The sequence below is a fragment of the Sulfurospirillum multivorans DSM 12446 genome (assembly GCF_000568815.1).
Taxonomy (GTDB): Bacteria; Campylobacterota; Campylobacteria; order Campylobacterales; family Sulfurospirillaceae; genus Sulfurospirillum; species Sulfurospirillum multivorans.
Window position 1 is genome coordinate 1,428,896 of sequence record NZ_CP007201.1, and the last position, 17,233, is coordinate 1,446,128.

Consider the following 17,233-nt stretch of genomic DNA (forward strand, 5'->3'; position numbering starts at 1 on the left):
CTGTTATCATCTCCTGTCGCTTCCTATAACTTCGTTAATATGCGTAAATCCATCTCTGTCCATACGCTCTAAAATGCCTAAATTGATCGCTCGATTGAGCGAAGGTCCTTTGAAAATGAAGGCTGAATAGACTTGGATCAAACTCGCTCCCGCTTTAAGCCTTCGGTACGCTTCATCGGCTGAATCAATGCCACCGACGGAAATGAGGGTTGTTTTACCGTAAAACTCTTTAGCGAGTGCTTCAAACATCGCAAAACTTTTCTCACACAACACTTTACCACTAATGCCACCAAAATCTTTGGCGTTGGGAAGCAAGGAGTAGTCAATCGTTGTATTCGTTGCCACGATACCCGCAGCACCATTTTCAAGCGCAGTTGAGCTTACATGTAAAGCATCATCCATCGCAAGATCAGGCGCAATTTTAAGTAAAACAGGTTTACATGTAAGCTCTTTTGCCATTACAAAAAGATCTTTAATAAACTGCTCATTTTGCAAATCTCTAAGACCTGGGGTATTAGGCGAAGAGATATTGATGACCAAATAATCGCTCAAATCTTTAAAACGCTGAATCAACTTTTCGTAATCTTTAAGCGCATTTTCTGCCGTTGTTATTTTGTTTTTTCCAATGTTCGCACCCAAAGGCGTTGCAAAAGGGTAGAGGGTTTCCAGTCGTTTGCCGACCTTGTACATGCCTTCATTGTTAAACCCCATCGCATTTTGGATGGACTCTTGCTCGACAAAACGAAACAGGCGTGGTTGTGCATTACCGCTTTGTGGCTCAGGCGTAATCGTGCCATACTCGATATGTCCAAATCCAAGGGCAGTGAGCATTTTAATCATCGTGGCATTTTTATCAAAACCAGCACCGAGACCCAAAGGATTGAGAAAGGTTTTACCAAAAAGCTGCTGTTCAAGGCGTTTATCGTGGATGAGAAAGTGCTCTGCTAAAGGTGTAAGGATAAAAGGTGTTAAATTAGCACCCTGTTTAAAGAAAAATTCTGCGATATGGTGTGCATTCTCTGGCGAGAAGTTAAACATACATTTTTTCATCAAACCAAAATAATCAACCATCTTCGATTTCCTTCAATATTAAGTACGCGATTATACCCCATTAAAGATAAAAGATGGTTGATTTTTGGGCAGTTTTAGTGTTGCAGACCTTTTAGATTGAGGTACTCTTTGGAGCTGTTTAAGAGCTCTTCGTCGCTGCCAATGGCAGAAATTTTACCGTGCTTGAGCAGGACAATTTTATCTGCTTTTTTAATCGTGCTCAAACGGTGCGCGATCACAAAGGTAATCTTGTCTTTAATCAGATATTCAATCGCTTCGGTGATTTTTTGCTCACTGTGTGAATCAAGTGCCGAGGTGGCTTCATCCAAAATAAGCACTTGAGGATTGGTGTAAATGGCGCGTGCAATGGCGATGCGCTGGCGTTGACCGCCTGAGAGATTGGTGCCAAATTCATCCAAATGGGTATGAATTCCCAGCGGCAGATTTTGTACAAACTCGTACGCATTGGCTTTTTGAAGCGCATCAATGACGTTGGCTTCATCAACCTCTTTGCCATACGCCACGTTCGCTGCAATGGTGTCGTGAAAAATGTAAACGCGCTGTGTGACCATCGCAATATTATGGCGAAGATTGTGCAACGTGAATGTTTTAAGATTCTTTCCATTAATGCAAATACTCCCCTCGCTCGGGTCGTAAAAGCGCATCAGCATGTTCATAAGCGAACTCTTTCCGCCACCGCTATCACCAATGAGTGCGATCATTTCGCCCGATTTTGCCTCAAGTGTTACCTCTTTTAAAGCCTGTTTTTCGCCGTATGAGAGCGAAACATTCTCAAAGGTGATGGTCTCAATTTTGGAAGGAATTTCTTCTTTCCCATCGGTAATAGAAGGGATTTGATCCAACAAGAAGAAAATGCGCTCGCTTGCCACAATGGCATCTTGCATCTTATTGTAAAGCCCTGAGATCTTTTTGATAGGGGTGTAGAGCATAAAAAGAGCCGTTAAAAAGGAGAAAAAGGAGCCCACACTCATCGTACCATCGATGACTTCATTGCCACCAACGATAATGACAACTGCAACACCAATGGAGCCTAGTGTCTCCATAATGGGGCTGACGAGTTCATTGACTTTAACCGATTTCATTGTAAGTTTAAAATAGCGTTCGTTGTCTTTTTTAAAGAGTGAATGTTCGTAGCCTTGGGCATTATTGGCTTGAATGATTTCAATATTGTTGAAAATTTCACTCAGTTTTGCGGTAATGTCTGAGACTTTTTCTTGGGAAGCGCGTGAAACTTTTTTCATGCGTTTTGAAAGTTTGCTGAGCGGATAAATAGCCAACGGCATGATAATCAACGCATAAAAAGCAAGCTCAGGGCTTTGATAAATGACAACGCCCACAAGCCCAAAAATAGTCAATGTCTCGCGTAAAAATTCAGGAATAAGATTGGAAACGACGGTTCTAACACGCTCAACATCATTGGTATTACGACTGATAAGCTCGCCCGTTCGGTACTCATGAAAAAACGTGAGGTCGAGTTTTAAAAGATTTTCTAAAATGTTTTCACGAAAACGTTTGATAATATCTTGCCCAATATACGCCGTAAAGTAAACTTGCATATAACGCCCCGCCTCTTTGGTTGCGTAAACGGCGATGATCGCATAGGGTAAGAGTTGCAGCATCTCTTTATCTTTGGCGATGAAAATTTCATCTAACAGAGGCTTCACCAAATACGCCGAATACGCCGTTCCACCACTGGAAAGCACCATGCCTAAAATGGCTAAAAGAAAGTAGGGAATATAGTCTTTAAAAAAAGGAAAAAACCGTGCGAGAACACCTTTAATACTGAGCATTTAGTTGACCTTTTCCCATTGTGTTCCTTGTGCTGTGTCCATGAGTTGAATCGCTTTGGCTTCCAAAAGCGTGCGAATCTCATCCGCTTTGGCAAAATCTTTCGCTTTTTTAGCAACAGTGCGCTGTTCGATCAATGCTTCAATCTCCTCTTTTTCGGCCTCACTCACCCCAATTTGAAAATACATGTAAGGATTGTACAGTCCAATGCCCAAAAGGGATTCGATCCACTGTAAATTGGCATGGGTTGTGGCTTTGAGCACTTTGTCTTTGGGATTGGTATCAAGCGTTTCATTGGCTGAGGAGATCATCTCATCCAAACTTGCTAAGGCTTTTGAGATGTTGAGATCATCGCTCAAAGATTCAAGCATTGCCTCTTTGAAACTCATCAAAACTTCACTTGGCGTGCTTTCAAAGACTCGTTTTTTGAGACGGTAGAGTTTATCAAGACGTTTTTTTGTGTTGAGAAGATCCTCTTCTGCAAAGTTGAAATTAGCCCTGTAATGCGTTGCAAGCAGGTAAAAACGAAGCACTTCGCCGCTGTAAATCGTTAAGGCATCTTTGAGAAAGAAGCTATTGCCAAGAGACTTGCTCATCTTCTCACCGCTAATCGTTACAAAGCCATTGTGCATCCAGTATTTTGCCAATTCTTGACCACTTTTGCACCTCGTTTGCGCCGCTTCATTTTCATGGTGAGGAAAGAGGAGATCTGCGCCTCCTGCGTGAATATCGATCTGAAAATCACCACTGCTAGCAAGGTGTTTTTCAATCATCGCTGAACATTCAATGTGCCAGCCAGGACGTCCCACACCAAAAGGAGCAGGGTAGCTTGGTTCATTGGCTTTGGAGAATTTCCACAGTGCAAAATCTTTTTGGTCTTTTTTCTCCTCTTTTTGTTTTACCCGTGATTGGGAGGCATCATCTTCAAGGATTCGGTGGCTTAAGGAGAGGTACTTAGCATCTTTTGCCGTATCAAAATAGATACCATCACTGGTTGCATACGCGACTTCTTTATCCAGCATTGAGGTGACAAACGAAATGATTTCCGCAACGCTCTCCGTCGCCTTTGGCTCAATGTCGGCATCGTTTACATGTAAAGCGTGCATCTCGTTTTTATAACGCTCAATGTAAAAGGAGGTGATCTCTTCGAGTGATTTACCACTCTCTTTCATTTTATGAATAATTTTATCATCAATGTCGGTGAAGTTTTTAACAAACGTGACGGTATACCCTAGTGCTGTAAACACGCGACGCAAAAGATCAAAGGCAATCGCACTTCTAGCATGTCCTAAGTGCGCATCATCATAGACCGTTGGTCCGCAGACATAGATTTTAACTTCGTTTTCTTTAAGGGGAATAAACGGTACCTTTTTCTTCTGTACCGAATCATATATAAACATGAATAAGTTCCTTTGCATAGCGTAAAATGCCCCATTCCACAAGAAGGAGCGCTACTAATATAAGTGTTTTTTTACTATACAGTATAGCAAAAAACTTCGCTAGCCCAAACGAGCGAAGGGTAAAAAAGAGCAAAACAAACGCCGACAAGGAACCGGCAAGCGCTAGTCCTGCGGCGCCCATGGGCTTGATCAGCGAAAAGGAGAAGATGAGATTGGCAGCAAGCGCGTACATCGCGATGATGGCCGCCTCTTTTTGGCGCATCCTCGCATACAGCCACAATGAAAAAAGTTTAGAAAACCCAAAAGGGATCAGTCCGATCATGTACATCCCAAGCACAAACCCTGTATTGGCGGTATCTTGCTTTGAAAATGAGCCATGCTCAAAGAGTAACCAAACGATTTCATCGCTGAGCATAAAGCCTCCCAATGTGGAGGTCGTGAGTAAAAACGCTAACAGCCAAAAACCTTGAGAAAGAAGGTTGGAAGCTTCTTCTTCTTTGTCTGCTTTGAGTAAGCGGGTCATTCTAGGAAAAAGTCCCGTCGTAAGCGCAATCGCAAAAAGAGCCAACGGAAGTTGAAAAATACGGTTCCCATAGTAAAGATAGCTGATACTACCTGTCACGAGAAAACTTGCCAGCGTGGTGTCAACAAACGAGACGATTTGCGGTGTTGAATTGCCAATAACTGAGTGCCAAAAGGAGCGGTTAAAGCTTTTACGACTCTCTTCTAATGCCGCATCTTTTTTGTGGCGGTACTTAAACCCAAGGGCTAAAAATTTGAAAAAGCGATCTTTTTTAAGCGCCAAAAGATGTGCGATGACTTGCAAAAGTCCACCGACTAAAACACCGTAACTTAAAGCATACACAATTGTTTTACGGTCATAATTTTGAAATAAAAGCAGTGCTGCTATCATGCCAATGTTCAGCAGTGCTGTTGAAAAAGCCGTGACCGCAAAATGGTGTTTGTACTGCAGCAATGATCCAAAAAGCGTGACACAAAAAATGAGCGGCAGATAATAAAAGTTAATTGCAACAAAAGGGGCGGAAAGTGCTACGGTTTCATCATCAAAACCAAAGGCAATCATTTTGGCAAAAAATTCACTAAAAATTGTGACAATTAATGAGAAGATAATGAGGAAAAGTAAAAATCGTGAAAAAATGGTATAGGTAAAAAGTGCCTTGCGCGGTGATTTGATAAAACTGGGAATAAAACTTTGTGTAAACGCACCTTCGGCGAAAATACGACGAAAAAGATTGGGAAATTTAAAGGCAACAAAGAAAATGTCGCTGTAAATATTAGCCCCTAAAATAGAAGCACTCAGCATATCTCGGATAAATCCAAAGATACGTGAGACCAGTGTTCCGATACTGTTTGTGAAAAATGATTTTATAAGCATTTAGAATTTTATCTAAATAACGTTTAAACGAAATTTTTATCTATTTTTCGCTAAGATAAGCAACATTTATATCACATTTGTCGATATTTAATTCAGAGCATTATTAGGGCTCATACAAAAACTGAGGTACATAACATTGGGGCTATTTGACAAAATCAAGGGAACTCATACTGACGGGGCAAATCAAAATGATGGTGGAACCTCTGAATTTAAATCCATCGTTATCGACACCACAAATGTCATCAAAGAAGTTAAAAATGTTGCTATTGCGAACCATCTGAAAGTAACGGATCTTGCGTTTACGCTGCTTCGTACAACCACTTACTACAGTGATGAAAAGAGCGAAAACAATGAGATGAATGAAGATGAGCTCAAACTCTTGCACGATGATGGTTTTTTACTCAATCCCAATCTTAAACTCACACAACACTACCGCATCGAAATTTATAAAATTGAAGATCAAGAGGACGATCACACGTCACTTCCTGATATAACACTAAGCGGTAATAAAAGCCTTACCAAGATTATTGCTATGGTTGCGAAAAGCAATGATGTGCGATTTACCCCAAAACTTGAAGAGAAGATGATTGAAGATATTCAGATCAAAAAGATCAAAGCGGGTATTTTGGTAGGCATTCGTGACCAGAACATGTACAAAGAGGTCAAAAAAATTGTTGCCAATATTCGCGTTAATGGCATCATTGATCAAAATCAGACCTTTGTTGTGTGTCAAGGTGTGGATGAAGTACCGTGTGTGAATGACGATCTGATCTTTCATTATAAAAAGAAAATTAATGCGAAAAGCAGCGATGGAAAAGTAGACTATTCCAAGCGAGGGTTCGTTTTAGCAGTGGACAAAGATGAGTGTATTATTGAGTACATTAAACCGCAAGCTGGTACCCCTGGGCGCAATTGTAGGGGTGCTTTTATTCCTGTGAAAGAGCCTCGAAAAGCCAATGATGCCCCTGTCTTGATCACCCCTAATTTGACGAAAAAAGAGAGCGAAACGAGCATCAAATACATCGCCAGTCGTGGTGGTTATGTCAATTTTGACAAAGGTACCTACGATATTCAAGATCAGATGGAGATTAACGAGATTAGCTTTAAATCCACGGGATCTATCGATGCAAGCTTGGGCTCAAACATCAAGATCAACATCAAAGAAAAAGACATTTTAAAAGATGCCATTGGTGCGGGAATGAGTGTGGAGACCACTGAAGTGCATGTGGACGGTAACATCGGAAGTGGCGCTAAAATTAAAGCCAAAATCGCTGAAATTGGTGGGCAAACCCATCAAAGCTCTTACATTGAAGCCGATAAAATCATCATCGCAGTTCACCGTGGTGAAGCCAATGGTGTTGATGTTGAAATTGACCGCTTAGAAGGCGGGAAAGTAGTTGGCGATACCGTACATGTAAAACATATGATCGGTGGTGAAATCATCGCCAAAATTGTCAAAATCGACAATCTTATGTCTAACGCTAAAATAACGGCTTCGGAAATTTTAGAAGTGACGGAGCTTAAGGGAACCAATAACAAATTTATCATTGATCCAAGTGTGACTAAAGAGTTTAATGAGCTCATTGAGTCGATCAATAAAAAGATCGAAAAGCTTGAAGAAGAGCTCAAAGCATTTCCAAGGCAGCTCAGTTCTAAAAAAGAGTTTATTGATAAAAATAAACCAATGGCAGAGATGGTCAAAGAGAAGATTATGGAGCTTAAGCGAACCGGCGTTGAGCCTCCTGTGACACTTTTTGCTAAGATCAAAGATTTTCAAGAAAAAGTGATTGATTACAACACCTTTTTACAAACGTTTAAAGATAAAAAAGAGGAGTTGCAAGAGTACCGAGAAGAGCTCAATCGCGTTCAAAATAAGGTATTCTCCGCCAAAATCATCAACCATTCGGCGTGGAAAGAGTTTAATGAAGTACGCTTTAGACTGATTTATCCGCCAAAAGATGTCACGTACAACCCTAAAGAGCGGGAAATCGCACGTGAAATTACGCTTAAAGATATGGGAACGGGTGAACACAGAGTGATGCGTTCAACGGAGTACAGCAACAAATGATAGTAGGAATTGAAGGACACGTCGTTAAAAAAGAGGTGACGTTTGTTCATATTAAAACAGCCTCAGGACTGACCTATAAAGTCTTTGTCTCCTTGGTCTGCATTGGAAAGATTACCACCGATGTGATAGCGTTACATGTAAGCCAAATTATCCGCGAAGATCAGCACAGTTTGTACGGATTTATCGATGAAAATGAGAAAAAAGTGTTTGATACATTGATTAAACTCAATGGCATTGGCCCTTCAACGGCTTTGGCGGTTTGCTCCACTTTAAGTCCTGATGATTTTGCGCAAGCCTTGGTGAGTCAAAATGTGCAAGCCTTTCAAAAGGTTCCGGGCATTGGCCCTAAAAGTGCCAAGCGTATCTTAGTGGAACTCAGTGATTTTTCATTGCAATTAAACTATGATGATCACAGCTCTGGAAGCATGATCGAAGCCTCTTTGGCACTTGAAAGCCTTGGATTTAAGAAAGAGATGATTAAAAAAGTCCTGAGCACCTGTCAGGGAGTTGATACCCAAACACTGATCAAAGAAGCTCTTAGAAAGCTTAGTTAACAAAGGAAGAAAATGACTGTAGCCGTTTTATTTGGCGCCCAAAGTTTTGAACATGAGATTAGCGTGGTGAGTGCCATCGCGCTTAAAAAAGTCCTAAAATGCGACATTGTTTATATTTTTTGTGATTATGAACGCAATTTTTACCTGATCCCGACCGATAAAATTACCTCCAAACGCTTTAGCAGTGGTGAGTACAAAAAAGACAAAACGCTTTTTCTCAAACAGGGTGGTTTTTACGCTAAAAAGATGTTGGGTGAAGAAAAAGTTGCCTTTGATGTGATGATTAACCTTGTGCATGGAAGAGATGGCGAAGATGGAAAACTTAGCTCCATGCTTGATTTTTTTGGTGTGCCTTACATTGGTCCACGCACAGAGGGAAGTTGCATCAGTTACAACAAACTTTTTACGAAACTCTACGCTGGGGAAGTGGGTGTCAATGTGCTCGATTACCAAGCGCTTCGCAAAGGCAGTGATGAGCTGATTCGTATTCCGTATCCTTTTATTGTCAAACCGCTTCGTCTTGGAAGCTCCATTGGTATTGGTATTGTCAAAGAGAAAAAAGAGCTTGAGTATGCGCTCGATGTTGCCTTTGAATTTGATGACACGGTTTTAATTGAGCCTTTTATCAGTGGCGTTAAAGAGTACAATCTTGCAGGGTGCAAGACTGATACGTTTCAATTTTCGATCATCGAAGAGCCTCAAAAAGAGGAATTTTTAGACTTTGATAAAAAGTACTTGGACTTTTCACGTACCAAAAGAGTCAATGAAGCCACGCTTGATGCCCAAGAAGAAGCAGGCATTAAAGAGGCATTTGAGAGGCTTTACGATCCACTCTTTTTAGGCGCACTCATTCGTTGTGACTTCTTTGTCGTTGAGGGCAAAGTTTATTTGAATGAGATCAACCCCATTCCAGGAAGCATGGCAAATTACCTTTTTGATGATTTTGATAGCGTGATTAAAGCGCTTTCAAACTACTTACCCAAAGATATTACGATGAGCAAAGAGTACCGTTATATTAACTCGATTCAAGCCGCTAAAGGGAAGTAACAGTGTTGTTTATGTAAGATATTACATAAAATTTTGCACAAAGGTATGGAATGACCTACGCTAAAAACGAGATAATGACAGCAACCGACATGGTGCGCAACTTTAGCTCCGTCTTAGGAAGCATCAGCAAAGGCGAAAACAAACGTATCGTCATCGTGAAAAATAACCGTTTTGAAGCGGTGATGATCACGGTGGACGAATACGAAAAAATGAGCGAAGCGGTTCATATTTTGGAAAAAATCTACGCTAGCACGAAAAAGAAGAGTGATGGCTAAGAGAGAGATTGTATTTCAAAATAGCACGTATGCGCTCTCCTACGAGCTACTCAATCAACATCAACCTCAAACGATTCTGTTTCTACATGGCTGGGGAAGCAGTAAAGAGATCATGAAGCAGGCGTTTGGCAAGTGCTTTCCCGCGTATCAACATCTCTATCTAGATCTTCCTGGATTTGGAGCTTCTTCCATTAATGATGTCATTGAAACAGGAACCTACGCAGATATTGTTCAGGTTTTTTTAAAAGCGTTACATGTAAAGCCTCTTATCGTTTTTGGACACTCCTTTGGGGGAAAAGTCGCAACCTTGCTTCAGCCAGAGGTGTTGGTGTTACTCTCCAGTGCTGGCATCCTTGTGCCAAAATCCTTGAAAATCAGAGTAAAAATAGCGCTTTTTAAAATGCTCAAACCTTTTGCTCCACGCTCGTTCTACCGTTTCTTTGCAACCAAAGATGTGGAAGGAATGAGCAACGTGATGTATGAAATTCTCAAACGCGTTGTCAACGAAGACTTGAGTGCGCAATTTCTTACATGTAAAGCCAAAAGCTTTCTGTTTTGGGGAAAAGAGGACACCGCAACCCCTCTTTCAAGTGGCGAAAAGATGCACTCTCTCATTAAAGGAAGTCATTTTTATGCGATGGAAGGCGATCACTTCTTTTTTATCAAACAGGCAAAACAGATTGAAAAAACACTGGGAGAGTTTGGATGGTGAATACCTATCTGCTCAATGTCACAGGGCATGTTCAAGGCGTAGGGTATCGTCGTTTTGTGCTCAGTGTGGCAAAGGCTTTGGACTATGTCGGGTATGTGAAAAATCTTGAAGACGGCAGCGTTGAAGTGGTCATCAACACTGAATTTGAAGAAGAGTTGGAGTTTTTTATCAGCAAGCTTTACGATGGAACACTGTTTTCAGCGGTTCATGACGTTACATGTAAAAAGATCGATGCAGTGATCTTTGATGATTTTGAAAAGAGATAAGGGTTATGGATCAAATGGTTTTAAGTGTGGTACATCTGTGTTTTATTTTAGGAATCGGGTTTTATTTTATCACCGCAATGCAGTGGTACAGCTACAGGCTTGAGCGCATTTTCTTTCATTACAACCGTTACGACTGGCATCTATACTTCTTTGCGCTCCCTTTAATCGGTTACTATCTTTTAGAAGGCATTTTTCTCTACGCGTTTGTTGCACTCTTTTTAGCACTGCTGTTTGTTTGGCAAAAAAAGATGGACAAAAAATTGGTTTGGACGGCACGCGTCAAACGCTTTTTCCTTTTTTTAATGGTAGCAACCTTGTTTCAAGATCTTTTATGTTTAATGCTTGCCTCATGTTTCAAACTGGGCATCATCATTCCTTTGGCGGTGGCTCAATGTGCAAGTATGGTGTACGAAAAGATCCTTTTTGAAGGGTTTAAAAAAGAAGCACAGCACACATTGATGAATAATCCAAAGCTCAAAGTGGTTGCCATTACTGCCAGTTACGGAAAAACGAGCATTAAAAATTTTCTGGCACAGATTTTAAGCAGCCAACTCAAGGTCTACAAAACGCCTCGCAGTGTCAATACTCTTGGAGGCATCATCAAAGACATTAATGAATCACTACCTGATGTATGCGATGTTTACATCGTTGAAGCAGGAGCACGTGTGCGAGGTGACATTGATGAGATTGCGCGACTGGTTCATCCGCATATCGCCGTGGTTGGGTGCATTGGAGAACAGCATATTGAGTACTTTAAAACGCTTGAAAACATCCGCAATACCAAAATGGAGATGATCAACTCAACGCGACTTGAACACGCTTTTGTGCATGAGAGTGCCAACATTAAACCAACCTCGATGATCCTCTCATTTGGCTCTGAGTTGAGCGATATTGAAGCCTCATTGCACGGTTTGAGCTTTTCTATGATGCTTGATGGCGTTAAAGAGCACTTTACATGTAAGCTTTTGGGCGCGTTTAATGCTATCAATATTGCCGCTGCGATTCACGTTGCGCGTGCGTTGGGGTTGGAACTTTCTGTGATTAAAGAAGCGGTTGCAAATCTGCAAGGCGTGGAGCATCGTCTGCAAAAAATTGAAGCAGGTGGAAAGCTTATTATTGATGATAGTTACAATGGTAATTTAGAAGGCATGCTGAGCTCATACGATCTTGTTGCAACGCACGTGGGGCGCAAAGTGATCATCACGCCAGGCATTGTTGAAAGCAGTGAAGAGGCCAATGCCGCTCTAGCGCAAAAAATAGACGCTGTTTTTGATCTGGTGATCCTCACAGGCAAGGCTAATGTTGAGATCTTAGACTTACATGTAAAAAAAGCGCAGAAGATTATACTCAGTGATAAATCAAAACTCCAAGAGACCTTGGCGGAACAAACGCATGCGGGAGATGTGATACTTTTTTCGAATGATGCTCCAAATTTTATCTAAAAATCCTATTTTATTATACGAATGTTATACGATCTAAAGTATGATAGGGGATAATTTAAAAGGAGTGAGATGAAAACGAAGAGTTTATATATCTCATCGCTTGCGCCAGCAGCGGGCAGTCTGATCGTAGCGATGGGTATTATGGAGCTGTTAAAAAGCCGTCTTGGGAGAGTTGCTTTTTTTCGCCCTGTCATTTTAGATGGCAGTGGAGCCGATAAAGATATTAACTTTATGTTAGAGTATTATGCACTGGGTATGGAGTATAAAGATGCCTATGGTTATACGGTACATGAAGTTGAAAGCTTAATTGCAGAAAATAAGTTCAATCACGTTTTAGAAAACCTTATTGATAAACTCAAAATCTTGGAAAGCCAGTATGATTTTGTTCTCATTGAAGGGCTCAATCAGTCTAACTTTTCGCAAGCACTTGATTTTGACATCAATCTCTCCATTGCTAAAAATCTCAGTAGCCCTTTTATTGGTGTCCTCAAAGGCAAAAATAAGAGCGTCAAAGAGGTGATGGATGAGATTTTGATTGAAGCAGAGGCGATTAAAGGTGCAGGCTGTCAACACTTTGCAACCTTTGTCAATCGTTTAGGCGAAGACGAAGCTGAAGAGCTCAAAGCGCTTTCAAAACAAGATGCTTTACAATGCGCACCGCTCTATTTTTTACCCGAAGTTCCAGAACTCGACACTCCAACCGTCGCTGAAATCAAAAAAGCGCTTGGCTGTATGCACATTTACGGTGAAGAAAAAGATCTCAGACGTGTGGTCAAACAGAGCAAAATTGCAGCGATGAAACTCGATAATTTCTTAGAATACATCGAAGATGGCGACTTGGTTATCACTTCAGGTGATCGCTCTGACATTATTGTCGGCTGCTTGAGTACGGTTTTTTCTAACAATTACCCGAACATCTCAGGTATTTTACTGACCGCTGGTATGATGCCTCACAAATCCATCAACAAGCTTGTTGCAGGCTTTAAAGATCTCTCCATTCCTATCTTAAGTGTGGAAGATGGCACCTTTAATACAGCAGTCAATGTTGCGAAGGTTCCTGCAACCATTACCCCGCAAAGTGTGCGAAAAATTGCGCTGGCTATGGGACTTTTCTCTTCCAATGTCAATATCACAGAGATTGAAAAGTGTATCGACACCGAATCAGCCACAAGCGCTATTACCCCTATTATGTTTGAGTATGCACTTTTTGAGCGTGCGAGAAGAGATCGTAAAAAAATCGTCTTACCTGAGAGCAATGATGAGCGTATTTTGCGTGCAACAGAGATTTTGTTGCGTCGTGATGTTGCTGATATTATTCTTTTAGGTGTTGAAGAAGAGGTTCGCCAAAAAAGTGCAAGTCTTGGACTAGACATTAGCAAAGCGACCATCATCGATCCGTTAAATTCTCCGCTTATGGATGAGTTTGTGACGTCGTTTTACGAGATGCGAAAAGCCAAAGGGCTTGCGCTTGATGTGGCACGCGATAGCATGATGATGAAAAATTACTTTGGAACGATGATGGTCTATCTTGGACATGCAGATGGCATGGTTTCAGGCGCTATTCACACGACACAAGAGACGATTCGACCTGCGCTTCAGATCATCAAAACTAAGCCGGGTATTTCCATTGTTTCGAGCCTTTTCTTTATGTGTTTGGATACACGTGTGTTGGTTTATGGCGATTGTGCTGTCAATCAAGACCCAAATGCGGAAGAGCTTGCGCAAATTGCTATCTCCTCTGCCGATACCGCGAAAATGTTTGGCATTGAGCCAAAAATCGCGATGCTCTCTTACTCTACGGGTGATTCAGGCAAGGGTGAAGAGGTTGAAAAAGTTCGCCTTGCAACCAAAATTGTCAAAGAGACACGTCCTGATTTATTGGTCGAAGGTCCGATTCAATACGACGCTGCCATTGATCCAAGTGTTGCTAAAACCAAACTGCCAAACAGTCAGGTCGCTGGTAAAGCAACGATCTTTATCTTCCCCGATCTTAATACAGGCAATAACACCTACAAAGCGGTTCAAAGAAGCTCAGGTGCGGTTGCCATTGGTCCCGTTTTACAAGGCCTTAGAAAACCAGTTAACGACTTAAGCCGTGGATGTTTAGTCCCTGATATTGTCAATACCGTAGCCATTACAGCCATTCAAGCACAAACCAATGATGGAGATATTAAGTGAAAATTTTAGTCTTAAATGCGGGTAGTTCTTCTGTTAAATACCAACTCTTTAATATGGCAAATAATGCCGTTCTCGCCAGTGGTATGATTGAGCAAATCGGCGAAAAAGAGTCGATGGCTAAAATTAAGTACAAAGATGCGGACGATGTTGAGCATAAACGGGAGCAAAAATGTGCTATTCCTGATCATGATGAGGCACTCAAATGGATGAGTCAAGCGTTGATTCACTCGGGTGTGATTGAGGATCTGAATGAACTTGATGGCATCGGGCATCGTGTCGTTCAAGGAGGCGCTTCGTTTCAAGAACCTGCGATGGTCAATGAGTATGTCATGTCGGAGATTGAGCGGCTGATTCCTCTAGGACCCTTGCACAATCCTGGACATTTAGCAGGAATGAGGGTCGCGGTGCACCAAAGCCCTAATGTGCCTCAAGTGGCCATTTTTGACACTGCTTTTCATTCAACATTGCCAAAATACGCTTACATGTACGCGATTCCTTACAAATATTATGATGATTTACGCATTCGTCGTTATGGTTTTCATGGAACATCCCATCGCTACATTGTGAAAGAAGCCGCCAAATACCTGAAGCAAGATGTCAATACCCTCAATGCCATTACGCTTCACTTAGGCAACGGTGCGAGTGTTGCTGCTATTGAAAATGGTAAAAGTGTGGATACGTCTATGGGCTTAACGCCGCTTGAAGGGCTCATTATGGGAACACGCAGTGGCGATATTGACCCTGCTATTTTGTTCTATTTGGCACGAAAGCGTGGGCTGACACTCGATGATCTAGATAAAATGCTCAATAAAGAGAGTGGTTTAAAAGGGATATGCGGAAGCAACGACATGCGAGAAATTACACAAATGGCAGAAGAGGGCGATGAAAAAGCTCAGCTTGCGCGTGATATGTTTAACTACCGTCTGAAAAAGTACATTGGCTCTTACAGTGCAGTACTTGGTCGTGTTGATTGCATCGTATTTACGGGAGGTATTGGTGAAAATGATAGCGGGGTTCGCCTTAAGTCGTGTGAAAATTTAGAGAATTTTGGCATTATAATTGATCCACTGCTCAATGAAATGCGCTCAAGTGATATTCTGCAAATTAGCGCACCAGATAGCAAGGTCAAAGTATTAGTTATCCCTACAAACGAAGAGTTGGAAATCGCAATGGAAACGATGGAGATGATCGAAAAACATCACTAAAATTAGTGTTTACATGTAAAGAAAAATCTTTACATGTAAACCTTCTTTATTAACAGAGTTTTTAAAGCTTTGCTTTAAAAGCGTGATAAGCGTTCTAATAGAATTCTAAATTAAAAGTTCTTTGGCAATGGCGTTGATGCGTTTACCATCTGCCACACCTTCGCATTCCGCAAGGACTCCTGCCATAATCTTTCCAATCTCTTTCAGACTCGTGGCACCACTGGATTGAATGTGCTTTTGAACGATGATTTTAAGTGCTTCATCATCCAATTGTTGTGGCAAATACGATTTTAAAATAGCCGCTTCTGCCATCTCTTTATCGTAAAGATCCATTCGGTCTGCTTCTTTAAAGGCGGTTGAGGCGTCATCGCGTTGTTTGAGTGATTTTTGGATGATTTTCATGATGTCCGCATCACTCAGCTCTTTGCGCTCATCGACTTCGATTTGTTTGAGTGCACTCATCAAAAAACGAATCACATCACGTTTAAAATTGTCTTTGGTTTTCATTGCCTCTTTGAGATCATCTTGGAGTTTTGTTTTGAGTTGTGACATCTTTTTTCCTTGGGAACTTAATTTGCTTTAGAGGCGTACATTTTATAGTATAATGGTAAAAAATAGAATAAAATGGAGTTGTATGAGAGTTCTTACATGTAGCTTTGTAGCTGTTTTGGCTTTAGCGGGTTGTTCTGCACATCCTGCGAGTCCTCAAATTAGCATGAAAGCGCCTGTTTATGTCGATGAAATTCCTTCGCGCGTGAATGAAAATGTGACCCCTAACCCTGGAAGTCTTTTTGGTCAAGGGGATAATCCTCTCTTTGCCGATCTTAAAGCAATGCACATCAATGATGTCGTAACCGTGACGATTACAGAGAATACAGCCCAAAGTTCTACAGGGAAAAAAACACTTGAAAAAGAAAACTCAAGTAACCTTGGTGCAGGTATAACAACTGCTGGTGGGGGCGTGGCTGGTAATGCGGCGAGGCAACTCAATAAAGTAGGCAACATTGGCTTTACCGCAGGATCAAGTAACTCTTTTACGGGATCAGGAACAAACACCCGAAATGAGAGTTTTTCCACGACGATTTCAGCACGTATCATTAAAATTTTAAATAATGGCAATTATTTTATTGAAGGGAGTCGTGAGTTATTGATCAACGGTGAGAAACAGATGATTCAAGTGAGCGGTGTGATTCGCCCGTATGATATTGATCAGTACAATAACATTGATTCTAAATACATTGCTGAAGCGAAGATTCTCTATAAAACAGAAGGCGATATTGATCAAACGAACACAAAACCATGGGGTACCAAATTTATGGAAACCATTTGGCCATTTTAATGTATTTATGACAAAGGACAGTGATTGGAAAACGTTAACGCACCTAAATTTATCGAACGAGATAAAATTTTTAAAGCCAAAGATATTATTGTAGCCCTCAAGTATTTTGGCGTCAGTTTTGATAAACTAAAAACCGCTACCCCTGAGCGTGCTAGAGCTATTGTGATTGGCTACAAAGCATGGCGATTAGGGCTGAATGAGACGCAACTACGCTCCGTGATTGAGCGCAAAATTGATGATAAAGAGATTATCGATCTTTTAGGGTATAAAGAGAAAAAGAGTATTCGTAGTTGGAGCATTTATACGAAAGTAAAAGAGGATGATTACCGCATCAAAGTAGAGCGTTTATGGTGTAAAAAACTGGGTGCTTTATGTTTAATCGCCAAAATAGGGCAAAAAGAGCTCATTATCTTAGCCAATGAAACGTTTAAAGACCAATTGGATTGTACGATTCCTAAAGAGTTTTAAGCGCTACCCTTGCCTTACATGTAA

At 41.2% G+C, this 17,233-nt stretch carries 16 protein-coding genes; 11 read left to right on the forward strand and 5 right to left on the reverse strand.

The genetic code is table 11. From position 1 onward, the window contains the following. Positions 1 to 6 precede the first annotated feature (6 nt). From SMUL_RS07315 to murJ, 4 genes are all read right to left on the reverse strand, one after another. Positions 7 to 1,071, reverse strand: coding sequence for a quinone-dependent dihydroorotate dehydrogenase (locus SMUL_RS07315; protein ID WP_025344607.1), 1,065 nt, complete (start codon positions 1,069 to 1,071; stop codon positions 7 to 9). A gap of 74 nt (positions 1,072 to 1,145) precedes the next feature. Further along, a complete protein-coding gene (locus SMUL_RS07320; protein WP_025344608.1) occupies positions 1,146 to 2,861 on the reverse strand; it encodes an ABC transporter ATP-binding protein in 1,716 nt (571 codons plus the stop codon). Next, complete coding sequence (gene cysS, locus SMUL_RS07325; protein ID WP_025344609.1) at positions 2,862 to 4,259, reverse strand: cysteine--tRNA ligase; 1,398 nt, start codon at positions 4,257 to 4,259, stop codon at positions 2,862 to 2,864. Continuing rightward, positions 4,246 to 5,655, reverse strand: a complete 1,410-nt coding sequence (gene murJ, locus SMUL_RS07330; protein WP_025344610.1) for a murein biosynthesis integral membrane protein MurJ — start codon at positions 5,653 to 5,655, stop codon at positions 4,246 to 4,248. The genes cysS and murJ overlap by 14 nt, the downstream gene beginning before the upstream one ends. A gap of 136 nt (positions 5,656 to 5,791) precedes the next feature. Here murJ and SMUL_RS07335 point away from each other — a divergent pair, with 136 nt between their 5' ends. The 9 genes from SMUL_RS07335 to SMUL_RS07375 all read left to right on the forward strand — a co-directional run bounded on the left by SMUL_RS07335 (position 5,792) and on the right by SMUL_RS07375 (position 15,402). Then, a complete protein-coding gene (locus SMUL_RS07335) occupies positions 5,792 to 7,723 on the forward strand; it encodes a flagellar assembly protein A (RefSeq protein WP_025344611.1) in 1,932 nt (643 codons plus the stop codon). Continuing rightward, on the forward strand, positions 7,720 to 8,277 hold the full coding sequence (gene ruvA / locus SMUL_RS07340; protein WP_025344612.1) for a Holliday junction branch migration protein RuvA: 558 nt from the start codon (positions 7,720 to 7,722) through the stop codon (positions 8,275 to 8,277). Before SMUL_RS07335 ends, ruvA begins: the two co-directional genes overlap by 4 nt. Before the next feature lie 12 nt (positions 8,278 to 8,289). After that, entirely contained in the window at positions 8,290 to 9,324 is a 1,035-nt protein-coding gene (locus tag SMUL_RS07345) for a D-alanine--D-alanine ligase (RefSeq protein ID WP_025344613.1), read from the forward strand. 50 nt (positions 9,325 to 9,374) lie between these two features. Next, positions 9,375 to 9,599: a type II toxin-antitoxin system Phd/YefM family antitoxin gene (locus SMUL_RS07350; RefSeq protein WP_025344614.1), complete on the forward strand. Its 225-nt coding sequence runs from the start codon at positions 9,375 to 9,377 to the stop codon at positions 9,597 to 9,599. Next, positions 9,592 to 10,311 (forward strand): alpha/beta fold hydrolase, encoded by a 720-nt coding sequence (locus SMUL_RS07355; protein ID WP_025344615.1) that lies wholly within the window; start codon positions 9,592 to 9,594, stop codon positions 10,309 to 10,311. Before SMUL_RS07350 ends, SMUL_RS07355 begins: the two co-directional genes overlap by 8 nt. Beyond that, a complete protein-coding gene (locus SMUL_RS07360; RefSeq protein WP_038533178.1) occupies positions 10,305 to 10,577 on the forward strand; it encodes an acylphosphatase in 273 nt (90 codons plus the stop codon). Before SMUL_RS07355 ends, SMUL_RS07360 begins: the two co-directional genes overlap by 7 nt. Positions 10,578 to 10,582: 5 nt before the next feature. Beyond that, positions 10,583 to 12,019 carry a Mur ligase family protein gene (locus tag SMUL_RS07365; protein WP_025344617.1) on the forward strand — a complete coding sequence of 479 codons (1,437 nt, stop codon included), beginning with the start codon at positions 10,583 to 10,585 and terminating at the stop codon, positions 12,017 to 12,019. A gap of 69 nt (positions 12,020 to 12,088) precedes the next feature. Continuing rightward, entirely contained in the window at positions 12,089 to 14,197 is a 2,109-nt protein-coding gene (pta, locus tag SMUL_RS07370; RefSeq protein WP_025344618.1) for a phosphate acetyltransferase, read from the forward strand. Next, positions 14,194 to 15,402, forward strand: coding sequence for an acetate/propionate family kinase (locus SMUL_RS07375; RefSeq protein ID WP_025344619.1), 1,209 nt, complete (start codon positions 14,194 to 14,196; stop codon positions 15,400 to 15,402). Before pta ends, SMUL_RS07375 begins: the two co-directional genes overlap by 4 nt. A gap of 105 nt (positions 15,403 to 15,507) precedes the next feature. On the opposite strand, the gene SMUL_RS07380 is transcribed toward SMUL_RS07375, so the two are convergent. Beyond that, the gene (locus tag SMUL_RS07380; RefSeq protein ID WP_025344620.1) at positions 15,508 to 15,954 is read right to left on the reverse strand and encodes a GatB/YqeY domain-containing protein; all 447 of its coding nucleotides are present in this window, start codon (positions 15,952 to 15,954) and stop codon (positions 15,508 to 15,510) included. Between the two features lie 82 nt (positions 15,955 to 16,036). On the opposite strand from SMUL_RS07380, the gene flgH reads away from it, so the two are divergent. Together flgH and SMUL_RS07390 are read left to right on the forward strand one after the other, a co-directional pair. After that, positions 16,037 to 16,741, forward strand: a complete 705-nt coding sequence (flgH, locus tag SMUL_RS07385; protein WP_025344621.1) for a flagellar basal body L-ring protein FlgH — start codon at positions 16,037 to 16,039, stop codon at positions 16,739 to 16,741. Between the two features lie 24 nt (positions 16,742 to 16,765). Continuing rightward, positions 16,766 to 17,209: a hypothetical protein gene (locus SMUL_RS07390; protein ID WP_025344622.1), complete on the forward strand. Its 444-nt coding sequence runs from the start codon at positions 16,766 to 16,768 to the stop codon at positions 17,207 to 17,209. Positions 17,210 to 17,233: the final 24 nt, after the last annotated feature.

What these genes read in the sequence shown, in the direction of transcription:
- SMUL_RS07315 (WP_025344607.1), bottom strand. Translation starts at nt 1,071, where the DNA reads ATGGTTGATTATTTTGGTTTGATGAAAAAATGTATGTTTAACTTCTCG.
- SMUL_RS07320 (WP_025344608.1), bottom strand. Translation starts at nt 2,861, where the DNA reads ATGCTCAGTATTAAAGGTGTTCTCGCACGGTTTTTTCCTTTTTTTAAA.
- cysS (WP_025344609.1), bottom strand. Translation starts at nt 4,259, where the DNA reads ATGTTTATATATGATTCGGTACAGAAGAAAAAGGTACCGTTTATTCCC.
- murJ (WP_025344610.1), bottom strand. Translation starts at nt 5,655, where the DNA reads ATGCTTATAAAATCATTTTTCACAAACAGTATCGGAACACTGGTCTCA.
- ruvA (WP_025344612.1), top strand. Translation starts at nt 7,720, where the DNA reads ATGATAGTAGGAATTGAAGGACACGTCGTTAAAAAAGAGGTGACGTTT.
- SMUL_RS07345 (WP_025344613.1), top strand. Translation starts at nt 8,290, where the DNA reads ATGACTGTAGCCGTTTTATTTGGCGCCCAAAGTTTTGAACATGAGATT.
- SMUL_RS07350 (WP_025344614.1), top strand. Translation starts at nt 9,375, where the DNA reads ATGACCTACGCTAAAAACGAGATAATGACAGCAACCGACATGGTGCGC.
- SMUL_RS07355 (WP_025344615.1), top strand. Translation starts at nt 9,592, where the DNA reads ATGGCTAAGAGAGAGATTGTATTTCAAAATAGCACGTATGCGCTCTCC.
- SMUL_RS07360 (WP_038533178.1), top strand. Translation starts at nt 10,305, where the DNA reads ATGGTGAATACCTATCTGCTCAATGTCACAGGGCATGTTCAAGGCGTA.
- SMUL_RS07365 (WP_025344617.1), top strand. Translation starts at nt 10,583, where the DNA reads ATGGATCAAATGGTTTTAAGTGTGGTACATCTGTGTTTTATTTTAGGA.
- pta (WP_025344618.1), top strand. Translation starts at nt 12,089, where the DNA reads ATGAAAACGAAGAGTTTATATATCTCATCGCTTGCGCCAGCAGCGGGC.
- SMUL_RS07380 (WP_025344620.1), bottom strand. Translation starts at nt 15,954, where the DNA reads ATGTCACAACTCAAAACAAAACTCCAAGATGATCTCAAAGAGGCAATG.
- flgH (WP_025344621.1), top strand. Translation starts at nt 16,037, where the DNA reads ATGAGAGTTCTTACATGTAGCTTTGTAGCTGTTTTGGCTTTAGCGGGT.